Annotated in this window: 18 protein-coding genes; 15 read left to right on the top strand and 3 right to left on the bottom strand. The window is 35.3% G+C overall.

What is annotated here, in order from left to right; translation table 11 throughout:
• Positions 1-412 precede the first annotated feature (412 nt).
• Positions 413-2,851: a TonB-dependent siderophore receptor gene (locus AC3Y25_RS03475; RefSeq protein WP_489901746.1), complete on the bottom strand. Its 2,439-nt coding sequence runs from the start codon at positions 2,849-2,851 to the stop codon at positions 413-415.
• A 238-nt stretch (positions 2,852-3,089) separates the two neighbouring features.
• Here AC3Y25_RS03475 and AC3Y25_RS03480 point away from each other — a divergent pair, with 238 nt between their 5' ends.
• From AC3Y25_RS03480 to AC3Y25_RS03490, 3 genes are all read left to right on the top strand, one after another.
• Entirely contained in the window at positions 3,090-4,367 is a 1,278-nt protein-coding gene (locus tag AC3Y25_RS03480; protein ID WP_489901747.1) for an acetyl-CoA C-acetyltransferase, read from the top strand.
• 268 nt (positions 4,368-4,635) lie between these two features.
• Positions 4,636-6,546 (top strand): fumarate reductase/succinate dehydrogenase flavoprotein subunit, encoded by a 1,911-nt coding sequence (locus AC3Y25_RS03485; RefSeq protein WP_489901748.1) that lies wholly within the window; start codon positions 4,636-4,638, stop codon positions 6,544-6,546.
• A gap of 237 nt (positions 6,547-6,783) precedes the next feature.
• Positions 6,784-7,530 carry a succinate dehydrogenase/fumarate reductase iron-sulfur subunit gene (locus tag AC3Y25_RS03490; RefSeq protein WP_489901749.1) on the top strand — a complete coding sequence of 249 codons (747 nt, stop codon included), beginning with the start codon at positions 6,784-6,786 and terminating at the stop codon, positions 7,528-7,530.
• A gap of 229 nt (positions 7,531-7,759) precedes the next feature.
• On the opposite strand, the gene AC3Y25_RS03495 is transcribed toward AC3Y25_RS03490, so the two are convergent.
• A complete protein-coding gene (locus tag AC3Y25_RS03495) occupies positions 7,760-8,509 on the bottom strand; it encodes a 4-hydroxy-tetrahydrodipicolinate reductase (protein WP_427873350.1) in 750 nt (249 codons plus the stop codon).
• Between the two features lie 364 nt (positions 8,510-8,873).
• Between AC3Y25_RS03495 and AC3Y25_RS03500 the strand changes: the two genes are divergently transcribed.
• The 7 genes from AC3Y25_RS03500 (at position 8,874) to AC3Y25_RS03530 (ending at position 16,732) form a co-directional block, all read left to right on the top strand.
• Complete coding sequence (locus AC3Y25_RS03500) at positions 8,874-9,305, top strand: DUF1810 domain-containing protein (protein ID WP_095927574.1); 432 nt, start codon at positions 8,874-8,876, stop codon at positions 9,303-9,305.
• A gap of 149 nt (positions 9,306-9,454) precedes the next feature.
• Positions 9,455-9,805 carry a hypothetical protein gene (locus tag AC3Y25_RS03505; protein WP_489901750.1) on the top strand — a complete coding sequence of 117 codons (351 nt, stop codon included), beginning with the start codon at positions 9,455-9,457 and terminating at the stop codon, positions 9,803-9,805.
• Positions 9,806-10,037: 232 nt separating this feature from the next.
• Entirely contained in the window at positions 10,038-10,733 is a 696-nt protein-coding gene (locus AC3Y25_RS03510) for an ABC transporter ATP-binding protein (RefSeq protein ID WP_428239386.1), read from the top strand.
• Position 10,734: 1 nt separating this feature from the next.
• Positions 10,735-13,035, top strand: a complete 2,301-nt coding sequence (locus tag AC3Y25_RS03515) for a TonB-dependent siderophore receptor (RefSeq protein WP_489901751.1) — start codon at positions 10,735-10,737, stop codon at positions 13,033-13,035.
• A 5-nt stretch (positions 13,036-13,040) separates the two neighbouring features.
• Positions 13,041-14,492 carry an ABC transporter permease gene (locus tag AC3Y25_RS03520; RefSeq protein WP_489901752.1) on the top strand — a complete coding sequence of 484 codons (1,452 nt, stop codon included), beginning with the start codon at positions 13,041-13,043 and terminating at the stop codon, positions 14,490-14,492.
• Between the two features lies 1 nt (position 14,493).
• Positions 14,494-15,843 (top strand): DUF3526 domain-containing protein, encoded by a 1,350-nt coding sequence (locus AC3Y25_RS03525; RefSeq protein ID WP_489901753.1) that lies wholly within the window; start codon positions 14,494-14,496, stop codon positions 15,841-15,843.
• Positions 15,844-16,093: 250 nt separating this feature from the next.
• Positions 16,094-16,732 carry a hypothetical protein gene (locus AC3Y25_RS03530; protein WP_489901754.1) on the top strand — a complete coding sequence of 213 codons (639 nt, stop codon included), beginning with the start codon at positions 16,094-16,096 and terminating at the stop codon, positions 16,730-16,732.
• A gap of 73 nt (positions 16,733-16,805) precedes the next feature.
• Here AC3Y25_RS03530 and AC3Y25_RS03535 read toward each other — a convergent pair whose 3' ends face one another.
• Positions 16,806-17,057 (bottom strand): hypothetical protein, encoded by a 252-nt coding sequence (locus AC3Y25_RS03535; protein ID WP_489901755.1) that lies wholly within the window; start codon positions 17,055-17,057, stop codon positions 16,806-16,808.
• A 15-nt stretch (positions 17,058-17,072) separates the two neighbouring features.
• On the opposite strand from AC3Y25_RS03535, the gene AC3Y25_RS03540 reads away from it, so the two are divergent.
• The 5 genes from AC3Y25_RS03540 to AC3Y25_RS03560 all read left to right on the top strand — a co-directional run bounded on the left by AC3Y25_RS03540 (position 17,073) and on the right by AC3Y25_RS03560 (position 25,140).
• Positions 17,073-17,672 (top strand): RNA polymerase sigma-70 factor, encoded by a 600-nt coding sequence (locus tag AC3Y25_RS03540; RefSeq protein WP_489901756.1) that lies wholly within the window; start codon positions 17,073-17,075, stop codon positions 17,670-17,672.
• Between the two features lie 67 nt (positions 17,673-17,739).
• A complete protein-coding gene (locus tag AC3Y25_RS03545; RefSeq protein ID WP_489901757.1) occupies positions 17,740-18,843 on the top strand; it encodes a FecR family protein in 1,104 nt (367 codons plus the stop codon).
• Between the two features lie 10 nt (positions 18,844-18,853).
• Positions 18,854-22,210, top strand: coding sequence for a SusC/RagA family TonB-linked outer membrane protein (locus AC3Y25_RS03550; RefSeq protein ID WP_489901758.1), 3,357 nt, complete (start codon positions 18,854-18,856; stop codon positions 22,208-22,210).
• A gap of 4 nt (positions 22,211-22,214) precedes the next feature.
• A complete protein-coding gene (locus tag AC3Y25_RS03555) occupies positions 22,215-23,675 on the top strand; it encodes a RagB/SusD family nutrient uptake outer membrane protein (protein ID WP_489901759.1) in 1,461 nt (486 codons plus the stop codon).
• Complete coding sequence (locus AC3Y25_RS03560; protein ID WP_489901760.1) at positions 23,662-25,140, top strand: hypothetical protein; 1,479 nt, start codon at positions 23,662-23,664, stop codon at positions 25,138-25,140. Before AC3Y25_RS03555 ends, AC3Y25_RS03560 begins: the two co-directional genes overlap by 14 nt.
• The last annotated feature ends 11 nt before the right edge of the window (positions 25,141-25,151 follow it).

Here is a 25,151-nt window from a genome sequence, read left to right on the forward strand (position 1 = left end):
AATGAGCCCGATACAATATCGAGCTCATTATTATCAAACTTAATTATAAATTTGTCTAAACTTTTGGGTGCAGTCTATTAAGATTAAAAGGATTTTTTTCCATCCTTAATTTTTGAATAGCGTCCAGCTTTAGCTGGATGAAAGGTATAGCAAAATTCAAAAGGCTTTAGCCAAACTAGTGATGTTTGGCTAAAGCCTTTTTTCAATCTTATTTGTAACCTCCAGTTAAAACTGGAGGCAATTCAAAAGAATTATTCTCAACCTTTGTAACTTTGTAACTTTGCTTCTTAGAATCTTAAAATCTTAGAATCTCAGCATCTCAGAATCTTAGCATCTTAAAAAAAAAAGCACCCAACAATTAAGTCAGATGCTTTTGGTGTGATTTGCAATTTTTCAACGATAACAAACCAATTTAGAGCTTATAAGTAACACCAACTCTAAAATTTCTTGGCGCTTCTGTCTGCCAGTAATAAGCATTTAACCAGCTGTAGTATGAACCGCTATATAGATATTTATCTAAGATATTGAATACGTTTGCCGTAACTTTAAATTTACCCGTTTCATAAGATAAACCTCCATCCAATTTAAAGTAAGAAGGTAGTTTTTGAAGACCTGCACTCCAAGTATCTGTCTGGCGTCCGTCAAGGAAAGTTCCTCCAATAGAAGCGCCAAAACCTTTTAATTTTCCATGCTGAAGCGTGTAATTTAACCAAGCATTTGCGGTGTGTTTAGCATAACCTGGAACAATATCACCCACCTTAATCCCATTAGCTTCAGAAACATCTGGATCAATTTTAGTTACAGTTGATTCTGTGAAGGCATAATTTGCAATCAGATTTAGACCATCAAAGATTTTTCCTCTCAAATCAAATTCAACACCACGTGCTCTTTTTTCACCTAGAACTATTTTATACTGTTCGTTTGGCTGATTATTAGGATCTGCCGTTAACTCATTCTTTTTTAAGATATTGTAAACAGATAAACTGGTATTCCAAGAACCATCAAACCAATCCTTTTTAAGTCCAAATTCAACATTATTTCCTGTTAGAGGTTTTACATCGCCACTTCTCACTACACCCGATTGAGGTGTAAAGGCTTGATCGTATAAGCCGTAAACCGCAAAATCGTCAGTAATTGAATAACTTAAACCTGCACGAGGTGTTATATGACTATCCGCAATTGGTTCTGCCTCATAGCTGCTAGTCTGACTAATCCATGTGTATCTTGCAGCAAGAGTCAATCTTAATTTATTCTCCAAAAAACCAAGTTCATCCTGAATATACCCAGCAGCATATTCTGAACCGTAAAGTCCGCCAGCTCTTTGGCTTAAAGGAGTATCGTGATCAAACTGTGGGAAACCATTTGAAGGCGTTCCGTAATTCGGATTATAAACATTAAATGGATTATCAACTGTATCTAAATCATGCGATTGTCCCCAATCTGCCATATAATCTTTGCTTCCCAAATCTACTCCACCCAATATTTTATGAGAAACATTTCCTGTATTGAATTTTCCGTTCACAAATATTTGTCCTAAGTACATATTACTTTCTGCATCCCAAATACCCACATTTCTAATGATTTCTCCATAAGCAAGATTTCCTTCCGGAACACCATCAAAATCTCTATCAGCAGGTCCTGGACCAACAACTCCTGGCCATGAACTATATCCTTGCTGAATATATTTAAAATAAGAAGTCTGTGCGGTAAGTTTCCAGTTTTCATCAAACTTATGTTCAAACTGAAGATAGCCGCTATGATCCTGAATATTGGTATCAGGCAATCCTGGCTGCGTCATAGTAAAACCTACAGGCAACGTTGCATAACCACCTGCTTGAGGTCCAAAAACATAATACGAACCCACTTCTGTCATATTTGCATACTGGAAATTATATTCGGCTGTGATTTTTGTTTTATCATCAATCTGATATGAAAGTACAGGAGCAATTACATAGCGGTTATTGCGCTCAAACGGACGGTGCGATCCTTTGTTTTGAGCAGCTCCGTTAAATCTATAAAGCAATTTTCCTTTTTTATCTAATTTCCCGTCAAAATCAACGCTTACTCTATAAAAATCGTAGCTTCCGCCAAGTACACTCACCTCGCCTTTTGTAACTCCCGTTGGCTTTTTAGTCACCACATTGTACAATCCGCTTGGATCTCCGCTTGAAAGCATGAATCCTGCTGGTCCTTTTACAAACTCGATATGATCAACAAAACTCATATCTTCTGTTAAGGGTCCCCAGAAAGAAGAAACTACGTTAAATCCGTTTCTAAAAGCCTGAATTTGAGAACCTCTCATCGTAATATTCGTATACAAATCTCCCCAGTGCTCCAAACGTACAGCTCCACTCACGTTACGAATTACCCCATCGCTCATACTCGTAATTTGCTGATCTTTTAAAGTCTGACCGCTTACAATTTGTATATTTTGAGGAATTTCTAAAACAGGAGTTTGAAGACGCAATGACAATGAAGGGTTATTTTGCTTGTATTTATTCTTTTTAATGACCACTTCTTCCAAATCTTCTTGGCTTTCAGAAAGAGAAAAATTCTTAGTTGTCGTTTGTTTTGAATTGACTACAATCTTATCCTCAACAGGTTGAATTCCTACTCCATTTAATACAATAGTATATGTTCCAGGTTTTACATTTTTAATTTCATAATGTCCTGAAACAGTTGTAATATCAGAATATTTTGTTCCTTTTAACGCTACAGCTATATTTTCTGCTGGTTTATTGCCACTCAAAGAAACTTTTCCGTTTACAGTTCCAAGCTGTTGTGCCATTATATTTAATGAGCTCAAAAACAGCACAAAAAGATAAACTTTTGCATTAATAATTATTTTCATTTGGTTTTGATTTTAAATTGAGCGACAAAAGTAGATGCAAATCTCAACTTTTCCAAATTATTTTAATTCATTCTAAATAAATAAAACAAATTAGACTAAATCAGTAGGAATAAATTTGAGAATCGCCATTTCTAAGTTATTTCCTGATAATATTAATCTACATTAAGTTTGAAACCAAAATCTATTTCTATCTTTATATTTCGAAATTTCAATGATCAAAAACAAATAACTTCCTGATATGAAATCAAATACAATAAGAAAAGTGGCCATTGTGGGCTATAACAGAATTCCTTTTGCGAGAGCCAATACGGCCTATTCTAATGTGGGAAATAAAGAAATGATGATCGCAGCACTCAATGGTCTTATTGACAAATACAATCTAAAAGGAAAATTATTAGGCGAAGTTGCGGGAGGAGCTGTAATTAAACATACTTACGACAACAATTTGATTCGTGAATCTGTTATGCAAACCTCTCTAGATCCCGCAACGCCTGCGTGCGATTTACAGCAAGCTTGTGATACCGGAATTCAAAGCGCTATTTACATTGCTAACAAAATTGCTCTCGGGCAAATTGATTCTGGAATTGCTGGCGGTGTAGATTCTATCAGCGATATGCCAATTGCGGTTAGTGAAAAACTTAGAAAAATTCTCTTAGAAGCTAGACAAGCAAAATCATTGGGCGGAAAAATCAAAACATTTCTAAAGCTTCGTCCAAAAGATTTGTCTCCTTTAGTTCCTAGAAATGAAGAATCTCAAACTGGCCTTTCTATGGGCGGACATACCGAAATCACAGCGAAATATTATAAAATATCAAGAGAAGAACAAGATGAGTTTGCGTTGAAAAGTCATTTAAACATGGCAAAAGCCTATGACGAAGGTTTTTTCGATGATATGATTACACCTTTTAACGGATTAGAAAAAGACAATAATCTAAGAAGAGATAGTACAATTGAAAAATTAGCCAAATTAAAACCTGCTTTTGATAAAGTAAATGGTACGCTGACCGCAGGAAATTCAACTCCATTAACAGATGGCGCCTCTTGTATTCTATTAGCTAGCGAAGAATGGGCAAAAGAACAAGGGCTTCCTATTTTGGCCTACATCACTTTTGCAGAAATTGCTGCAATTGAATACGTTAAGAATCAGCAGAATCTTTTATTAGCGCCTTTATTTGCTGCTTCAAGAATGCTCGAAAAAGCAGAATTAAACTTGCAAGATTTTGATTATTACGAAATTCACGAAGCTTTTGCCGCACAAACTTTGGCCACTTTAAAAATCTGGGAAAGTCCTGAATTGAGTGCCGAAATTGGCTTAAAAAAACCACTAGGCGCAATAGATCGAAATAAACTGAATGTAAAAGGAAGCAGTTTAGCAGCCGCTCACCCTTTTGCTGCAACTGGAGGAAGAATTATTGGCGTAATGGCAAAATTATTAAACGAAAAAGGCTCAGGAAAAGGATTAATTTCTATTTGTGCCGCAGGCGGTCAAGGAGTTACCATGATAATCGAGAAATAATTTTTCAAAAAATATTTCAATTCAATTTTATAAATCTGCTGAATCTGCTAAATCTGCGGGAGTAATTTTTGCTCGCAGATTTACCAGATTCAGCAGATTTTTTTTAGCTATATAAACTAAACCAAAGTTAAAAAACAGCTATTTCTCTACTGAAAAATCCATTTTCGTTTAAATATATTCATACAAAAAACAGCTAAATATCAATATTTTATACTAAATTTAGTTTTCTTTTTAAGCTTTTGCATGAATTCATTTTAAACCACTAAAAATGATGGAATCAAAAATACCCGAAGGTCCTCTTGCTGATAAATGGAGTCTTTACAAGTCTAAAGCCAAACTAGTAAATCCAGCAAACCGGAAAAAGCTAAATATTATAGTAGTCGGAACTGGTCTTGCGGGCGCTTCGTGTGCGGCATCTCTTGCCGAACAAGGCTATAATGTAAAATCTTTCTGTTTTCAGGATTCACCACGACGCGCACATTCTGTTGCCGCTCAAGGCGGAGTAAATGCTGCAAAAAACTACAAAAATGATGGCGATAGCACTTTTAGAATGTTTTATGACACTATAAAAGGTGGCGATTTTAGATCTCGTGAAGCAAATGTTTATCGTTTAGCAGAATGTTCGGCTCATCTTATCGATCATGCTGTTGCGCAGGGCGTTCCTTTTGCAAGGGAATATGCGGGTTACTTAAATAATAGATCTTTCGGAGGAGTTCAGGTTTCTAGAACCTTTTATGCTAGAGGACAAACTGGACAGCAACTTTTATTAGGCGCCTATCAAGCCTTGGAACGTCAGGCATCTTTAGGAAAAGTTGATTTGTATACTCGTCACGAAATGCTCGAACTCGTGGTTATTGACGGCAAAGCAAAAGGAATTATTGCACGAAATCTTGAAACAGGAATTCTAGAACGCCACGCTGCTGATGCTGTTGTACTGGCTTCTGGAGGTTACGGAAAAGTATATTATTTGTCTACTTTAGCCATGGGCTGTAATAGTTCGGCAATTTGGCGGGCACATAAAAAAGGGGCTTTTATGGCTGGTGTGAGCTGGATTCAGTTTCACCCCACCTCTCTTCCGCAACATGGTGAAAACCAGTCAAAACTAACTTTAATGTCGGAATCCTTGCGAAATGATGGCCGAATTTGGGTTCCGAAAAAAGTCGCAGACGACCGAAATGCAAATGCTATTCCCGAAGAAGAACGCGATTATTACTTAGAACGACGTTATCCATCTTTTGGAAATCTAGCGCCAAGAGATATTTCTTCAAGAGCTGCAAAAGAAAGAATCGATGCTGGTCATGGAGTCGGCCCAATGAAAAATGCTATTTATCTCGATTTCTCGGATGCTATTAAAGCGCAAGGAAAAGATAAAATCGAAGCCAAATACAGCAACCTTTTTGCCATGTATGAAAAAATTACGGGCATAAATGCTTATAAAGAGCCCATGCTGATTTCACCTTCAGCACACTTCACAATGGGCGGACTTTGGGTCGATTATGAGCTTATGACTACTATTCCAGGTTTATTTGCTTTAGGCGAAGCTAATTTTGCAGATCATGGCGCAAACCGACTCGGAGCAAATTCGTTGCTTCAAGCTTGCGTCGATGGCTATTTTATTGCGCCTTACACTATTCCGAACTATTTGGCCGGTGAATTGAATTTGTCTAAACCTGACACTTCTCATCCTGCTTTTGAAGAAGCTGAAAATACGGTAAGAAGACAGTTAGATCGTTTTCTACATACTAATGGAACGCTTTCAGCAGATTATTTCCATAAAAAAATCGGACGTCTTTTATATGAAAAATGCGGTCTTTCGCGAAGCAGAAAAAAACTGGAAGAAGCGATTATCGAAATTCGGGAACTTAAAACTTCTTTCGAAAAAGACCTCAGAATTACAGGAGATAATACTTTAAACAGCGAATTAGAAAAAGCGGGCAGAATAGCCGATTATATCGAATTGGCAGAATTAATGTGTTACGATGCCCTACAGCGAGAAGAATCCTGCGGTGCACATTTCAGAGAAGAATACCAAACCGCCGACGGAGAAGCTGTCCGCAACGACGATGAATTCTGTTATGTCTCCGCTTGGGAGTGGAAAGGTTTAAATAATGAACCTGAACTTCACAAAGAACCTTTAACGTTTGAATCGGTAGAACTTGCTGTTAGGAGTTATAAATAAATGGTGAAGAGTTGATGAAGATACAAGAAGCAAGATAAAAGATATGAAGTGAACTTGAAACTTGAAACTCCTAAAAAGACGATGTCTCCCTGAGCGAAGTCGAAGAGCACAAAGCGAGGGCTTCGACTTCGCTCAGCCTGACAAACAGGATCAAAAACTTGAAACCTGAAACTTCAAACATGAAACTTCAAACATGAAACTTCAAACATGAAACATGAAACCAAAAAACATAAAACCATGAAACTTTATCTTAAAATATGGCGGCAGTTTAATTCTTCTACCAAAGGGGAAATGACAGATTATGAAATTGATGGAGTGTCTAAACATATGTCGTTTCTGGAAATGCTGGATCTTTTGAATGAATCGCTTATTCAGCAAGGAGAACGTGTTATTGAATTTGATCACGATTGTCGCGAGGGAATCTGCGGGCAATGTGGCGTAATGATAAACGGACGAGCTCACGGGCCTCTAAAAAACACTACAACTTGCCAGCTTCATATGAGAAGTTTTAAAGATGGCGATACCATTTATATTGAACCTTTTCGCGCGAAAGCTTTTCCTGTTTTAAGAGATTTAAAAATTGACAGAAAAGCATTTGATTCTATTATCGCTTCAGGAGGATTTATTGGCGCTTCAACGGGTCAGGCCCCAGAAGCAAACAGTATTCCTATTTCGTATGAAACTGCCGAAGCTGCTTTTGATGCCGCTGCTTGTATTGGATGCGGGGCTTGCGTCGCTACATGCAAAAATGCTAGTGCTGCCTTGTTTGTCGGTGCCAAAATAATGCATTTAGCACTTTTACCGCAAGGAAAATTAGAAGCTCCTAAACGTGCCCTTTCGATGGTAAAACAAATGGATGAAGAAGGTTTCGGAAATTGCTCTGATACCAGAGCCTGCGAAATCGAATGCCCACAAGGCATTTCTGTGCTTTCGATTGCTAAAATGAATTTAGAATATATGAAGGCTTTGACTTTTAGGAAGTAAGTGTTTTTTTGCCGCTAAGACACAAAGTCGCAAAGTTTTTTAAGTTTTAAACCTTTACGTCTCTGCGACTTTGCGAGATTAAAATATACTTTTTATACATTGCGCTTATCCTTCGACTTCGCTCAGGAAGACAAACAGTAAAAAAACTTTGCGACTTATGCGATAAAAAACCTTTGTGCCTTAGAGTCTTTGTGGCAAAAAAACTAAGCGTCTTAGCGGTAAAAAAAACTTAAACCGTAAAATAAGGAGTCAAGATATCTTCAAAATTATAAAGTCCTTTTTCTTTTTCTTTTAGATTTTCGGCTACAAAAATAACTCCATTTCCGAAAGCTTCTCTAGAGATCGATTCATGTATTAAACGCACCGTTTGAAAAGGAAAACCAAAAATAACTTCATGTTTTCCAACGATTCCTCCTGCCCTTACAACATTAATGTCTTCTTTGTCCACATCTAGTGCTTCTGCAATTTTTACTGCGGTTCCAGACGTTCCTTCTTTTGCTTTAAAGTGCTCTTCATTTACTTCAATATCCACCCACGGTGCAATTTTCTTTAAAAATTTTGCAGCAAATAATAAGTAATTAACACCCAACGTGATATTTGGCGACCAGAATACGGTAGTTTTATCTGCCAGTTTCTTCAATAAATTCAATTCTTTTTCCTTATAATGAGAAATTGCAGAAATTATTTTCACTTTGTGCCTCGCAGCTGTTTCTCCATAAGTGTAAATTCCTTCACTAGAAGAAAAATCGATTATGACATCTACTGGATGTTTTTCTAATAATTCTTCAACAGAGGTATGCGAACTGGAATAGATTAAGCCGGGTTCGTCTGACTGGATTCCAAAAAACTCGGGAACTGATCTGTGCTCCAAAACATTACTTTGTCTTAAAACCCATTCAAGGCTGAATTTTTTATTTTCTAATAGTATTGAAGCTACTGATTTTCCAGTTTTCCCAAATCCGATTAATCCTATTTTCATAAGCATTTATTATTTTATGGGCGAAGCGTGCCCGGTTGAAACTATTGATATTGTAAAGTTGTCAATATCAATCCTAATTTTATTTTTTTAGACGGTTCTTAAAAAACCGCTTGTTCATAAAAATAGGAAAATCATAACAGAATTACCAACAAAAACTTCATTTTATAACAATAAAAACATCCATTAATACGATTTTTTCTGTTAATAGGAAATTTAAACGCCTAATTTTTAAAGGAAGCGCTCTTTTAAATTATTCCCTTTAAAATGTTAAAAAATGACTTTAAAAAAAAGATTTGATCACATACAGGTAAATATATTTTGCCTAGTTTTATGGCCTGATATCCCCAAATTAATATCATAAAGAATGTCTTACAATACTAATGGATTACTTCGGTTTTTAGATGCTCAAAACAAATTGTATTTAACAGCTCTAAACGAAATCAAAAAAGGTAAAAAAGAATCGCCTTGGATGTGGTTTATTTTTCCGCAGATAAAAGGAATGGGTTCGAGCGATAACTCCAAATTTTACGAAATCAAGAATGCCGATGAAGCAATTGCATTTCTGGAACATCCCATTTTAGGAAAACATCTTGTAGAAATTACTTCAGAACTTGCCAAAAAAGAAGAAAGTGTTTCCGATATTTTTGAAGGTCTTGATGTAGAAAAACTTCAATCGTGTATGACTTTGTTTGCCAGTGTTCAAAACACAGAACCTGTTTTTCAGGAAGTGCTTCACAAGCATTTTGATGGCTCATCCGATTTTCATACGCTGCAATTATTGTATAGCAATTTATAGAAGTAAGAATCACTTTGCAAATCTGCAGGTTGTTCCAAAAATAAGGCCTATTTAACTGTATTTCTAAATAAGATATTTATATTTGCAACGCTGTTGCGTTTATTTATTTGATAATTAAACTTTTAAATATCCAGCAGAAATACCACGGAATGAAAAAGAAGATTACAGCCGTAAATTTCCTAATGTCTTTTGCAGTATTGTTTGCCATGCTGTTTCAGACGGTTCACTCCTATGAGCATATTTTAAAACAGTCGGCAGAAAAACATTGCGATCATAAATACACTCCTGGTCAAAAAGAAATAACACACAGCCATTCGGTCGATGCAAATTGCCATATTTGTCATTTTGCTTTCAGTACGTTTATTCCCAACGCATTTCAAACCTTTACATTTCATAAAACAGTTGCCAATACCTCTTATACATTCTTATATTTTGAGGGAATATCAACATTTTTCAAGGGCAGTCTTTTTGCCTTGCGTGCGCCTCCTGTATTCTTTTAATTACTGCACTTTTTTAAACTCAAAACCTTTGCTCTATTTATTCTAATAGAGTAAAAGAAAATTCACATTACCGTTTTTTAATTCGGGCTTTTTAGCTCCCAATTAAAGACCTCTTCATTTATTGCAGTAATTATTCAATAAAAAATTAATTATCAAGCTTTTAAAACTCATTAAAAGTCTGATAATTCTATATCTATTTTTAAAAATCATTTTTTTTTAACAAACAAAACTTATGCTTACAGCAACAAACCTAACTAAAAAATACGGCGATCATACGGCTTTGAATGCCTTAAACTTAACCATAAAAGAAGGTGAAATCTTTGCTCTTTTAGGGCAAAATGGTGCGGGAAAAACGACAACAATCAATTTATTTTTAGGTTTTATTGAGCCAACATCAGGAGAATTAGAAATCAATAATATATCGGTTACAGCAAACAATCAGGAAACTAAAAAACATGTGGCTTATATTCCAGAAACCGTAATGCTGTATCCAAATCTTACTGGTTTAGAGAATCTTAAATTCTTTTCGTCATTAGCAGGTTTTAACTATTCTGACGGCGAATTAACTTATTTTCTAGACAAAGCAGGACTGCAAGCCAAAGCACATAATCAAAATTTAGGCGGTTACTCTAAAGGAATGCGTCAAAAAGTGGGAATTGCAATTGCGATTGCAAAAAAAGCAAAAGTGCTTTTGTTAGATGAGCCTACAAGCGGCTTAGATCCAAAAGCTTCTAATGAATTTTCTCAGATTCTAAAAGAGCTTTCAGCAGACGGAACGGCAATTTTAATGGCAACTCACGACATCTTCAGAGCGAGAGAAGTGGCTTCGCACATCGGGATAATGAGGCAGGGAAATCTTGTTACTGTTATTGAAGCGGATAAAATTTCTGCAAATGAGTTGGAAGATTTGTATTTACAGACGGTTTAAGATGAAAAATATATTCACTTTTTTACTTTTAATCGGCGGTACACATTTCATCCAGGCTCAAAATAACAACAACAAAGTTAAAGACAGTATTGCAAAAGATTCACTGGAAATGGAAACCAAACGAAATGAATTGCAGACTGTTGAAATTGTGGGACGTTCGACCAAAAAATACAACAGCGACTATTCTTTTGCTGCTACTAAAACTGCGGCTTTAAACAAAGATATTCCGCAATCCATTTCAACTATAACCAAAGAATTAATTGCCGACAAAGGCGCTTTTTATCTTGCTGATGCCGTAAAAATGTCTAGTGGTGTAATTCCGGCTAGTTATTACAATCAGTACACGATTCGCGGTATCAGTCAAAATGAAGAAGGACAAATAATCAACGGAATGCGAACGCGTCAGTATTATTTTCTGCAGCCTTTAACAAGCAATATTGAGCGTATTGAAGTCATTAAAGGCCCGTCTAGCGCTACATTTTCATCTGTTGATCCAGGAGGAAGCATTAACATGGTTACCAAAAAACCGTTGGCACTTGACCGAAAAGAAGTTAGCATGAGTGTCGGCAGTTTTAGCACTTTGCGCGGAACGCTTGATTTTACTGGACCCTTAAACGAATCTAAAACACTTTTATATCGTGTAAACGGCGCATATCAGCAAGCAAAATCATTTCGTGATTTAGTCAATAATAAATCGTTTTTAATCTCGCCCTCTTTCAGTTATATTCCAAATGAAAAAACGGCAATTAATACAGAACTAATTCTGAGCGATATGACAGGAGTTTTGGATCGCGGACAGCCTATTTTTGGTGCTGTTGCGGGAAAAACGAGTTTGAATAAAACACCAATAAGTTTAAATCTTGGTGCGCCAGGTGATTTTTTCAAGTCGAAAGAAATGATTTTGATGACCAATTTTGCACATAAATTCAATTCTAAAATTGGTTTTAATGCCTCCTACATGAAGCAAACTTGGAAAGAAGATCTGCAGGAACACAGAACTACAAATGCTTTTGCTGTAGACATGAATAATCAGCCTGTTACCAGTCTAGCCATGATGCAATTTGTACAGCGTCAGCAAAACTGGGATGTCGACAACTTAAGCGCTTATTTTAATTTCGATTTTAAAACAGGGAAACTGAATCATAAGTTACTAACAGGTTACGATTTAAGTAGTTGGAATAAAAACAAAGGTGGCGGACAAAACGCAGGTAGAGGCTATTTATTGAAAGATGGAACGGTTGCCAGCACTTTTGTTTTGGCAAATGCATCCAATTACCAAACTGTTACGATTGATGGCATTGTTTTACCCAAACCGAATGTTGATTATTTTAATTTGAATAATCCGATTTACAGAATTACAAGTCCTGACGATTATACTTTGAATGTAAGAACGGCACTGCCATCGGCATTAACAACTACAAACGCTATTTACATCCAAGATCAGATTCAGTGGGAAAAGTTTACTTTTTTATTGGGTTTGCGAAACGAATGGTTTGAAGACATTACAAATTATGAAACTAGCAACGAACTTACTGTTAAAAAAACAGCTTTATTGCCCAGAATCGGAATCACTTATGCTGTAAATAGTGCGATAAATGTTTATACGACTTATCTAGAAGGCTATCAGCCACAATCTAATACCGTGACGCTAATGCCTCAAACGGGTTCTTTGCCAGGCGGAAGTCTATTTGATCCTCTAGAAAGCGATTTGAAAGAAATCGGGATAAAAACCACTTTTTTAAACAACACCATGACTTTTAATGTTGCTGTTTACGAAATCAATCAGCGTAATATTTTAATGAATGCAAATGATTCCGCAAATCCGGATTTATTGGTAACGCGAGGTGCTGAGAGAAGCCGTGGTTTTGAATGCGATTTAGCAGGTTATATTACACCAGACTGGCAAATTAATGCTTCCTACAGTTATATCGATGCCAAAATAACTCAAGACAGTAATCCTGCTCTAATTGGTGCAAGAAAACAAAATACACCAAAAAATAGCGCCAATTTATGGACACGCTACAATTTTACTGCTGATTCTGCTTTAAAAGATCTCGGAATTGGATTTGGAGTTCAATATCAAAGCAGTAAAGTGCCTTGGTTTACAAGAGATTTTACACTTCCTGACTTTACCATTTTTGATGCGGCTTTATTTTACAAACCCAACAAAAGCAATGTGCAAATTGCTCTAAATGCAGGCAATTTATTAAACAAAACCTATTGGCTGGGCGCACAGAATTATCTGCGTTTATTTCCTGGAAGTCCTAGAAATGCAAGCCTTACCGTAACTTATAAATTTTAATTTATATGAAATTATTACATACAGAACTCCTTATAGCCAGGCATTTTAAAAATTCTGTTTTTAAAAATCCTGCACTTTATATCATTACCTTTTTTATTGGCGCATTACTTTTATTCGCCGCTTTTTCGGGTTGGGACAATTACAAAAGCCAAAACGAAACCAGTGAAAAATATCAGCATGAATCTCGCGAAGACTGGTTGAGAAATCCAGACAAAAATCCGCATAGAATGGCGCATTATGGCAATTTTGCCTTTAGAAAAAGCACTTCTTTAAGCGTTTTTGAATTTGGAATGGAACCTTTTTTTGGAAATGCGATTTTCTTAGAAGCTCATAAACAAAATACGGCTAATTTCTCTGAGGCAGGATTTTCAAACAGCATGCTTCGTTTTGGCGAGATCAGCATTGCGATGGTTTTGCAAGTTTTACTGCCTTTATTAATCTTTTTTATCGGATTTAATGCTGTTGCTTATGAAAGAGAAAACGGAACTCTAAAAATACTTTTAAGCCAAGGAATTAATTGGAAACAGCTTCTATGGGGCAAAATACTTGGTGTTGCTAGCGTTGTTATGCTTCTTTTTGTTCCAACCATTATCGTATTGGTTTTAATCTGGCTAATGCTTCAGAATTTTTCGATTTCGGCAGATGAAACGATCAAAATGCTGCTGTTTATTCTGTTTCATTTTATTTATCTAATGTTTTTTTGTGTGCTTGCCGTTTTAGTATCGGCATCAAGCAAAACTTCAAAGAAAGCATTGGTTTCTTTAATTGGAATCTGGCTGATTTTAACGATTATCTTGCCCAGAACAACACAAGCCATTGGAGCTTATTTGTATGAAGCGCCATCAAAAATTCAGTTTACCAGCAATATCGAAAAAGATATTTTAAAACAAGGTGATAGCCACAATCCAAACGATTTGCACTATAAGGCAATAAAAGATTCTTTATTACGAGTTTACAAAGTCGATTCGGTACAAAAACTTCCTTTTAATTATTCTGGGTTTATTATGACCGAAGGTGAGCGAATCAGCTCGAATATCTACAACAGACATTTAGAAGATTTATTGAAGGTTTATGCCCAACAAAACAGCTTTTCTAAAGCCGTTTCTTTTCTGAATCCGTATATCGCCATGAAAAACTTATCTATGGGATTATCGAATACGGATTATGATTCTTACATCGATTTCCAGAAACAAGCGGAGAAATACCGTTACATAATGGCGCAGAAAATGAATGCGTTGCAAGTTAAATACATCAGCAATAAAAAACCTGGCCCAAATGATAAACCGCTAATAATTGGCAAAGAACACTGGGCAGATCTTGAAGAATTTCATTATGAGCCTAAAAGCATTAGCGAAGTTTTAAAAACCGAAATCGTTTCTATTGTATCTATTCTTTTATGGGTAATTCTATTGTTTGTTTTGATCAGAATTGCTGCTAAAAATCTAAAAGCCATCTAATATGCTAGTACTCTTATTTAAAAATTTTATACGATCAAAAGGTACCAAAATTGGATTACTTTTTTTATTAATCATTGGTTTTATAAGCCTTTTAATTGGCCATCAATTTCAGGAAAAACAACAAAATAATATTACTGAAGCGGCAGTCTATCAAAAAGAGCATATCGCCAGAAATGCCGCTTTCCATAAAGATGAAATTGGCCTCCTGCTCTATTACATCAAGTTTTCATTGGTCAACAATACTTTGCCAATTAACAGTTTGGCCATTGGGCAGCGAGATGTTAATCCGTCTATTCAAAATGTTACCATTCGTGGTTTAGAAGGCCAGAAATACGATTCGGAACTCAATAATCCGAGTAATTTATTGTCTGGAAATATTGATTTTAGTTTTGTTCTTTTGTATCTGTTTCCGCTTTTGATTATTGCTTTTTCTTATAACATTATTTCTGAAGAAAAAGAATCAGGAACCTGGAAGATTGTCGCTGTACAAAGTCCGAATACTTTTTTTTATATCCTGAAACTATTCTATGTTAGAATTTTAAGTTTAATGGCACTTTTAACTTTGATTCTTTTAGCGGCGGTTGTCTTTCTACAGATTCCGTTGGATCAATCCTTCTTTGTGTTTTACGGACTTTCTATTTTGTACATTTTATTTTGGTTTGCGGTTTGTTTTTTCATTGTTTCACTGCAGAAGAATTCTAATTTCAATGCGGTTATTCTGTTAACCATCTGGCTGTTTCTCATAATCATTCTTCCGGCCGCAATCAATACTTATATTATCAACAAATATAAAGTTCCCGAAGCTTTAGAATTAACCCTTACCCAACGAAATGCCTATCACGAAAAGTGGGATATGGATAAACAGGAAACGGTAGATAAATTCTACAAACACTATCCTCAGTTTAAAAAATATGCACTCCCTGATACCGAATTTAACTGGCTTTGGTATTATGCGATGCAGCAAATGGGCGACGACGAATCGGCAATTCAGTCCAAAGAATTAGAATCGAAATTAGAACAGCGAAATAATGCCAGCGAATTAATTGCCTTGTTTATTCCAACGCTTCATACACAGATTCAGTTAAACGAAATCGCAAAGTCAGATTTGCGTAATCAGCTTTTGTTTTTAAAAGAAACAACTAAATTCCACGAAAAACTACGTCTGCATTTTTATCCAAAAATATTCGAAAATGCACCTGTAAATCAACAAAAATGGGAAGATTTTAAAGTAGAAACGTTTAAAGACAAATCTGAAACGAGTTTTATGAAAACGATTTTGCCTTTAGTGCTTTTCAATTTACTTTTGATTGGTTTTGGATGGAGGAATTTTAAACGTAAGGTTATTATTTAACTTCAAAGTTATTTAACCGCAAAGTTCGCGAAGGTTTACGCAAGGTTCGCAAAGTTTTTTAGAAAATATTTGCCTTTTTTAACCGCAAAGAGCGCGAAGAGTTACGCAAAGTCCGCAAAGTTTTTAGACAAAGCTTTGCGGACTTCGCGTTTTTATAAGAATCCTAAACAAAAAAACTTTGCGTGCTTTGCGGTTAAAAAAGCAATACTTTGCGGTTAAAAAGTAGTACTTTTAATGAAATTTCCATTTAATGAAAAAATTATTTATCGCTGGTGTTGTCTTGGTATTCATTTTATATGCTTTCAAAAAATTAGTTTATGATTCTTATCAATGGAAAAAAGCAATTAACAGTCCTGAGCATAAATTGCAATTGGGAAGTTTTATCTTTAGCAAACAAAGTGGCTCTAACGGGAGTCAAAGCATGGAACACAAATATTTTATTTTTAAGGTAATTGAAATTAACGGTGATTATGTGAGACTTTCGGTTGTTAGGCAGTTATCGCAAAAAGACAAGCTGCTGCAATCTGATTTCTCTACTACCAAAGAAGCTTACAAAGATTTAAAACAGAACATAGGCAATATAAAAATTACCGGAATACTAAAAGAGGATTTGTATAAAGCCGGCCCTTCTTATACCTTAAACAATTTTTTATTAGAAAAATATCCTTCCTTACTGCAGTCCAGATATTATTTTGAAGAAATCTCCCAAAATAAAAAACATGGTCCAATACCCGTTGATTACAATGAATTACAGGAATATTTCAGTTTAGTTTATTCTAAAAATGAAATCATAAACAAGGGAAAACTGGTTCCATGGGTTTTAAATAACAACACTACACCCGAATTAGCCGAGAGGTTGTCTCAAAATATAGATTTGATACTTAATTAACCACAAAATTATTTAGCCGTAAAATTATTTAACCGCAAAGTTCGCAATGGTTTACGCAAGGTTCGCAAAGTTTTTAGACAAAGCTTTGCGGACTTTGCATTTTTTTTAAGAATCCTAAACAAAAAACTTTGTGTGCTTTGCGGTTAAAAAAGCAATACTTTTCGGTTAAAAAAACAGCAATACTAAACCTATTCTGAATAATTTTTTCAGGAAAGTAGTTTATTTGAATTTTATTTAGAATTAATATAAATAAACTTTTATATTTGCCGCTTTCTGGGCAAAATTGAGTAGTTTTTAAAATTTCTTTTAATATTGCTTCACCCAAAGTAAATTTCGTTTAATGAGTAATAATGCCAGTTTAGAATTAGATCTTTTCCATTCCTTTAAGGAAGGCGACGAAACTGCATTTAAGTTTTTTTACGACAAATATTTTAGGAGAATTCAATCTTTCAGCATCCAATTCATTTACGATCAAGACGAAGCTGAAAATCTTGCTCAGGAATCCTTACTACATCTGTGGCAAAGTAGAGAAGAAATAGAGTCTATAAACGGTATTCAAGCTTTCTTGTTTACTTATGCCAAATCAAAATGCTTGAATTTAATCCGTCATAATAAAGTGAAGGATAAATTCAAAAATGACCTCTTAAACCACAAAGAAAGAGAATTGGATATTGAAGTTTTAAATTCGATTCAGTTTGACACTTTAGAATTAACCGAATTAGAACGTATAATTCAGGAATCTATCAGCGATCTGCCTCCAAAAACCAGAGAAGTTTTTATTAAAAAACGCTTTGAGAATAAAAAAAATGCAGAAATCGCCGAAGAACTAGGAGTTTCCTTAAAAGCTGTTGAAGCCCATATGACAAAGGCTTTGAAGATTTTAAAGACTAAATTATCTGATTATTTGTTCTTAATTTTTATCCTTATTTATAATAATTAAGAATAAAGGGTAGGGTATTTTAATTCTGAGGTGTACTTATAATGGCGAGAAGTTTTAAAAAGCATATATGACATCGGAAATACTAAATAAATACCTTTCTAATGAAGCTTCAGAACAAGAAGTTCAGGCACTTTTTGATTGGATTGAAGCATCAGAAGAAAACAAAACACAATTTATAAAGGCTAAGAAAATTTGGGCATTAACCACACTTTCTTGCGATTTATCTATTGAAACTGTTCCGGTAATTCAGATGAAATCAAAAAACAAAATCAGACAGTATTTGCAATATGCTGCTGTTTTTCTATTGTTTTTGGGTCTAGGAACAACTATTTATTTGTTTAACAGTAAATCTGAAACTCCAAAAGAAATTGTTCTAGAATTAGGCGACGGCCGTCTGGAGTATTTCTCTGGAAAAACTCAGACCACTCTTTTAAATGACAAAGGCGATTTGGTTGCCAAAAAATTTCCGACGGAGATTATTTACTTTGGCAAAGTTCAGGATCACAAAGTGATTTATAATACGCTTTCTATTCCGTACGGAAAACGTTTCAAACTTAAACTTTCAGATGGTACTGTTGTGAGTTTAAATTCTGGAACCACTTTGCGCTATCCGGAGCAATTTGGCTTAAATGGAAGCAGAAACGTGTACTTAACTGGCGAGGCATTTTTTGAAGTAGCCAAAGACAAAATGCATCCGTTTATTGTTCATGCTAATCAAGCAGACATTGAAGTTCTCGGGACCACATTTAATGTGAGCGCTTATCTCGAAAACCCTACAGTTAATAGTACATTAATTGAAGGAAGTATTCGAATGTCTGAAGCCCTTAATCCTTCTAATGCTATTTTGCTGGAGCCCAACCAAATGGCTACATGGCAAAATAATTCCAAAAAACTGGTCTTAAAAGAAGTAGATCCAACCTTTTATGCTGCCTGGACAAAAGGCGAACTTGCTTTTAAAGACACCCCATTTTCTACAATCGCTAAAATTATTCAGCGTACTTATGATGTTGAAATTATCAACGAAAATTCTGATTTGGCCAGACAGAATTTTACCGGTACGATTAAAATTAGCGAATCTAGTGTCGAGAACATTTTAGAACTGCTAAAACGTGACACGCCATTTAATTATTCTATTCAACAAAAAACCATTACAATCACCAATCCGCGATAAATAAAAAAACATGACATTTACGATACAACCCGTTTTAAGAAAAATTCTGTTTTTCTTAGCCCTACTCATATCTGGATTCAAAGGATTTTCTCAGAATAAACTCATAACATTACATGTAAAAAACAAACCTATAAGCCTAATTATCAAATCTATTGAAGAGCAAAGTGATTTTAGAATCATTTATAATGCAAAAAAAATAGATACCGATCAGTTAGCCGATTTAGATGTTAATAATGCTTCTCTAGAAACGGTTTTAATGCAATTATTAAAAGATAAAAACATTGCCTTTTATATTCAGAAAAAGCAGGTTTTATTGACTCCTTCGGTTCCTGAAACTTCAAATTCGGCAGTTCAGGAAACTTCAAGAATGATTAGCGGAACAGTTTATAGCGCAAAAGACAAACAACCGCTTCCAGGTGCTTCTATTCGCATAAAAGGAACTGGAATGGGCGCTATTACCGATTTTAACGGAAAGTTTGTTTATCAGCTAAAAGGAAGCACGATTTCAAATCTGGTTCTTGAAGCCGGTTTTTTAGGAATGGAAACCCAGTCTCAAAAAGCAGACGACAAAAAAGTTTTTGTTTTTTATCTTCAAGAAGCGACAGATGAACTAAATCCTGTTGTGATTACTTCGTCTTATGGCACGACAAAGCTAAAAGAAGAAATTGTGGGAAGTATTTCGACTTTACAAGCCAAAGATATTGCCGTTGAGCAAGCTTCTGAGAGTTTTGATAAAATGATCACGGGACAAATTGCCGGTGTTATGGTAGAAAATACTTCTGGTATAGGTGGTCCTGTAAAAATTAATATTCGTGGTCAAGGCACATTATCTTCTTTAAGCGGGGCAATTACTGGAACTTCTTCGCAACCGCTTATTATTATTGATGGTGTTGTAATGAGTGAAGAATATGCCATTGACAGCAGTTTGTTTAACGGAAGCGGCGATTTTTCTGAAAACATCGCTAACCCTTTAATGAAAATTGCTCCAGAAAATATTGAAACCATTTCGGTTCTAAAAGATGCCGCAGCTGTAGGTATTTATGGTGCCGACGGAGCAAATGGAGTAATTTTAATTACCACTAAAAAAGGTAAAAAAGGTAAAACGCAATTTGGTTTTTCAAATCAGTTGGGAGTTTCTTCTGCCATTAATCAAATTAAATATTTAAATGGAGAACAATACACCGAACTTCGAAATGAGTTCATGAAAAACACCACAACTGGCTATGTTCCTGTTGCTTATAATGGCGTAAATACTGACTGGTTTAACATTCTAAACCGAGCTGGAATTTATAACAAATATAATTTCAATGTTTCGGGTTCTACTTCTAAATTTTCGTACCGAACCAACGTTAGTTACACCAAAATTGACGAACCTCCGGTTGGAAATGAGTCTAAGCAATTAAATGCGGGGATTAATTTAGGCTACAGTTCTGGAAAATGGGATATCAATTTAATGCTGAATCCGAGTTTTGTACAAAAAGATGCGCCAAACATTTTTTATAGTTTTGCCTACCTTCCTACTCTTCCCGTATACAATGCAGACGGATCGTATGCCGATTTAGGTTTAAGCGGTGCTACGAGAGGAAATCCGTTGGCGGCAATTGAACAAAACAAAAATGAAGCCCAGACTTTTGGCCTTCTAGGAAGCATTAATTTATCTTATAAATTCAATAAAAATATTCGATTTTCTACTCTTTTTGGTATGGATTATACCGATAAAGAACAAGATCGCTATTTTTCTGCAGCAAATGAAAGCGGTCAGTTTAACGGAACTTTTATTCTAGACGGAACTACGCATGCCGCTTGGGGTCGCCGTCTTATCAATGAAAGAAATTCGACCAAATGGAACTGGCAAGGACAAGCTTTGTTCAATAAGCAACTGAATGAAAACAACGAAATTGACGGTGTTGTTGGTTTTGAATTGGCTGAAGACAAAACAGATTTCAATTACCAATCTGGGGTCGGATTTTTAGAGCCAAACCGTATTAATGCTGTTACAGATGCCATAAGAGATGATAATCCAAACACACCTCAAGATGAATCTAAAGATGGTCAGACCTACAGAAATGAAATCAGTTACAATTCGAGAGTTTCTTTATTCTCGCAGGTAAATTATAATTATAAAAAACGCTATTTCTTGTTGGCAAATTACCGTCGCGATCAGAGTTCTGTTTTTGGAGATGATACCGATGTGGCTCATAATGGAGGTTTAGGTGGTGGTTGGATTATTAGCAATGAAAACTTTTTAGAATCTAATTCTTGGATTGATTTCTTGAAATTAAAAGCGAGTTATGGTACAACAGGAAATTCTAAAATTGGTTCGTACAGATCAAAAGGTTTGTACAATATCAGCCAGAACGGATATAATGGTGCTATTGGAGCAACTACAGGTTTTGCGCCAAATGGAAGGTTAAGTTGGGAAAAAAACACAAAATTCAATGCAGGATTTGATTTTAATATTTTCAAAAGAATCGAATTGACTTTAGAATACTATTATGACAACAAAAGCAATTTAATTACTGCCCGAGATATCCCGACAGAAACGGGTTATAGTGCAGTGCAATTAAACGCAGCCAGTATGTACAATAAAGGTTTTGAGCTTACTACTAGAATTAAATGGATAAAAAGCGATGCTTTTAAATGGACAACAGCATTTAATATTTCTACAATAGACAGCAAAGTAACCGACTTAAAAGGCCTAGGAAGCGATTATTCTGAAGCGAATATTGCATTGGCACAAAAAATAGGCTACAGTACTACAACATTATGGGGAATAAAATGGGTTGGTGTAGATCCTGCAACAGGAAGAGATCTTGTTCAAAAAAATGGTCAAGTTTACGATGCAAAAACCTATAATGAACTCCATACTGTTGCCGATTGGGAGCCAATTGGAGACAAGCAAGCAGATGCTTACGGTGGTTTTTACAACACTTTTACTTTCTACAACAATCTTACTTTGTCTGTTAGAGGAGATTATCAAATTGGTGGTGACTTATTGGCATCAAGCGTGCTTATAGATCAATATAATGTAACAACCAACCGAAATCTTTCTGTAAATGCATACGATTATTGGAGAAATCCAGGCGATAATGTTTCTCAGTCAGCTGTAACACTTTCGCCAATTCTAAACAACTTAAGCAAGTATGTTTATGATGCTACTTACATCAGAATCAGTAATGTTAATTTAAGTTATAATGTACCGCTGAAAAATACTTTTCTGGATGCTCTTTCTGTTTTTGCCGATGCTACAAATGTGGCGTATTGGTACAAAGAAAAAAGTCCGAAAGGAATGAACGGAGTTCGAGAGTATAGTTATATCTATCCGCAGGCAAGAACAATTTCGCTTGGAGTAAATGCTAAATTTTAAGAAAATGAAATATTCAAAATACTTATCTATATTTTTTCTAATGCTTTCATTACAAAGCTGTAGTGACTTTTTAGAACAAGAACCTGGAACACAAACTTCTATAGACGAACTTTTACAGAACAAAACAGGAGTTTTACAGGCGCTTACAGGACTTTACACCGAAGTAGAAGCCAATGTAAGAGCAGATCGTTATGCTGCTTATGCTGATTTGCAGGGCGGTAATATAAAATTTGCGCCAGTTGCAACGGGAGGCTCTAGAGGTCAAATTTCTCCAGCAATAAATCTGCAGCAGGTTTATTCTTTTGAAGATGTAGCGCTAACCAGTAATTTCAAATCATTTTACGATACCAGTTATGATATAATCAATCAGGCAAATTTAATTTTAGAATTTACTCCTGCCCTAACCGACGCCACTGAGGCAGAGAAAAGCCAAATAAAGGCAGAAGCTTTGGCAATAAGAGCCTATGCACATTTTCTTTTATCTCTGGTTTACAGCCAAGATTATAAATATACTCCAGATGCATCGCATTTAGGAATAATTTACAGCACAGAATCTATCAAATCGGGTATACAATATCCGGCCAGAAAAACGGCAGCCGAAACCTATACTTTAATTATAAATGATTTACAAACGGCTATCGATAATTATTCAGATGCTTCACTCCTTTCTGGTCCTGCTTATTCTTTCTTTAACAGAAAAAATACAAAAGCATTATTGGCGAGAGTTTATCTTCAAAAAGGAGATTGGACTAATGCTTACGAAATGGCAAACGATGTAATTACCAATTCTGGCGTTGTGTTAACCAGCAAAGAAACTTTAATTGCAGAATGGGAAAAACCAGATCTTCCCGTGTCTGAAATTTTATTGGAATTTTCTATTCCAAAAGACACTGAAGGAAGTGTTACTTCATCCATGTCTAGTACTTTCGGCTATATTACAGATACAAACTTTCAAAAATATACTGCTTCCAATGATTTAGTTAATCTTTACGAAAGCACAGATTTAAGAAAACAATTGTTCTTAACAAAATCGCTTTTTACAATAGTAAGTGGCGTTCAGACCAATCTTAATTACAATTTTACCAAAAAATACCAGAATAATGCGGGTTATGTAGCTTCTAGGCTTAGTGAAATGTATTTAATTCGTGCCGAAGCGGCGCTAGAAACCAACAGAGCCGATTTGGCAATGGCAGACATTAACATCATTCGTGCCCGCGCCAATGCATCTCTATTGACCAGTACAAACAATCTTAAAGAAAATATCTTTTTAGAACGAAGAAAAGAATTATGCTTTGAAGGTTTCCTATTTTTTGATATTGCCAGAATGCACAAAGATGTTTCCAGAAATGATGGCTGTATTGCTACGGTTTGCAGTCTTACTTATCCGTCTTTAAAATACGTACTGCCAATACCAACATTCAACACTAATCTTAACCCAAACTTGCAGCAAAATGACTCGTATTAAGATATTCAGTATATTATTTACAGCACTATTATATATTTCATGTTCTAAAGATGATTACAAATTAGGCTCAGACATTGATCCTTTTTTACGATTTAACTTTTTAGTAAAAAGTGACAACACGCCTTTAGAATACCCAACCGTAAACGGAAATTTAGTTCCGCAGTCTACTTATGAAAACAAATCTGTAAAGACCTTAAAAGTTCCTGTAGCTTTAACAACACGCGAATTGAAAGGAACTGTTACAGCCAATTTTAGTGCCGAAACAAACGGTGCAAGTGACAGTTTTAGTGTAAATCCTGTAAATCAGCTTTCTTTTCAAGGCAGCAAACTAACAGATACTATTTATGTCTCGTTTGATAAAAGATGGACTCAAAGCCAGAATATTACATTAAAATTAGAAACGGTTTCTGATCCTGATATTCATATTGGAAACCAGAATACAGAATATCCTAACACTACTTTCAAGATTGATTTAGGAACTATTGCAACCAATTACACTTTTCCTGTAACGCAATACAATATAAAAGGCGAAATGGGCGAAAAAATCGATTTTATAGTCAATTATCCGAATGGTTTTTTCCCTGAGGAAATTGAAAATGCGTCTATTTTTAAATTCCAAAACGGATTCGAATATTCCTTAACCCATGATGATTATGGCGACAACAGAACTTCTGTAACCTATCATTTAACTCTTTTAGAAGATCTTCAAAATGACGATGTTCGATACGAGTCCAAATTAACGCTTGTAAATATTCCGAATTACACTGCAACAGGAAACATCAACTTGACCATTGTAAAACCAATAAAAACACCAAGAGATGTTAATGCCTATCCAGCTTCGAAATTTACAGATCCGACCAATGCGTTTTATCTAACATACGGCGAACATTGGTTTAACAACAATGGAAACTGTGCATGGATGACTTTCAACGCTTTGACTTTTCCTGTTATAGTAACAAAAGACGATCCAAATGCTATTTTATACAGCGACAAAGGAACCACAAATCCTAATGATGATATTTTTCACGATGCTTTCAAAATTGGATTTAACGTCTCAAGCGGAACCAATACGGTGAATTCTTTTGGTTTAAAAAGATGGTTTTCTAACGAAAGTAACTCTGCTTCGATATCACCTGGATTTAATATTACGTCTGCTTTAGAATTTTTCCCTGCAAACGGAAACAGCAAAACTGAAGGAACCGTTTTAGTAATTCCGCAGGACATCACTATTGGAACTACCGGAACTGCAGCTGTACCATCAAGATCACATGTTATTGCTATTTCAGGTGAAGGAACCTACAAAGAAATCAGCAATGGCTTATATGAAATATCATTTGAATTAAAACTAACAAATGAGGCACTGTTTGGAGGAACAGTTTCGACACAATATAGAATGTACAATAACAGAACGTATCCGAAACCAAGTGCTTTGAGCATTCCGTGTCCTAAAGAAGTTTCTCTTTAAAATAAAAATGG

Source organism: Flavobacterium sp. LK-23, from assembly GCF_058135255.1.

Excerpts from the sequence above, each read along its gene's own strand:
- AC3Y25_RS03475 (WP_489901746.1), bottom strand. The coding sequence starts at position 2,851 with ATGAAAATAATTATTAATGCAAAAGTTTATCTTTTTGTGCTGTTTTTG.
- AC3Y25_RS03480 (WP_489901747.1), top strand. The coding sequence starts at position 3,090 with ATGAAATCAAATACAATAAGAAAAGTGGCCATTGTGGGCTATAACAGA.
- AC3Y25_RS03485 (WP_489901748.1), top strand. The coding sequence starts at position 4,636 with ATGATGGAATCAAAAATACCCGAAGGTCCTCTTGCTGATAAATGGAGT.
- AC3Y25_RS03490 (WP_489901749.1), top strand. The coding sequence starts at position 6,784 with ATGAAACTTTATCTTAAAATATGGCGGCAGTTTAATTCTTCTACCAAA.
- AC3Y25_RS03495 (WP_427873350.1), bottom strand. The coding sequence starts at position 8,509 with ATGAAAATAGGATTAATCGGATTTGGGAAAACTGGAAAATCAGTAGCT.
- AC3Y25_RS03500 (WP_095927574.1), top strand. The coding sequence starts at position 8,874 with ATGTCTTACAATACTAATGGATTACTTCGGTTTTTAGATGCTCAAAAC.
- AC3Y25_RS03505 (WP_489901750.1), top strand. The coding sequence starts at position 9,455 with ATGAAAAAGAAGATTACAGCCGTAAATTTCCTAATGTCTTTTGCAGTA.
- AC3Y25_RS03510 (WP_428239386.1), top strand. The coding sequence starts at position 10,038 with ATGCTTACAGCAACAAACCTAACTAAAAAATACGGCGATCATACGGCT.
- AC3Y25_RS03515 (WP_489901751.1), top strand. The coding sequence starts at position 10,735 with ATGAAAAATATATTCACTTTTTTACTTTTAATCGGCGGTACACATTTC.
- AC3Y25_RS03520 (WP_489901752.1), top strand. The coding sequence starts at position 13,041 with ATGAAATTATTACATACAGAACTCCTTATAGCCAGGCATTTTAAAAAT.
- AC3Y25_RS03525 (WP_489901753.1), top strand. The coding sequence starts at position 14,494 with ATGCTAGTACTCTTATTTAAAAATTTTATACGATCAAAAGGTACCAAA.
- AC3Y25_RS03530 (WP_489901754.1), top strand. The coding sequence starts at position 16,094 with ATGAAAAAATTATTTATCGCTGGTGTTGTCTTGGTATTCATTTTATAT.
- AC3Y25_RS03540 (WP_489901756.1), top strand. The coding sequence starts at position 17,073 with ATGAGTAATAATGCCAGTTTAGAATTAGATCTTTTCCATTCCTTTAAG.
- AC3Y25_RS03545 (WP_489901757.1), top strand. The coding sequence starts at position 17,740 with ATGACATCGGAAATACTAAATAAATACCTTTCTAATGAAGCTTCAGAA.
- AC3Y25_RS03550 (WP_489901758.1), top strand. The coding sequence starts at position 18,854 with ATGACATTTACGATACAACCCGTTTTAAGAAAAATTCTGTTTTTCTTA.
- AC3Y25_RS03555 (WP_489901759.1), top strand. The coding sequence starts at position 22,215 with ATGAAATATTCAAAATACTTATCTATATTTTTTCTAATGCTTTCATTA.
- AC3Y25_RS03560 (WP_489901760.1), top strand. The coding sequence starts at position 23,662 with ATGACTCGTATTAAGATATTCAGTATATTATTTACAGCACTATTATAT.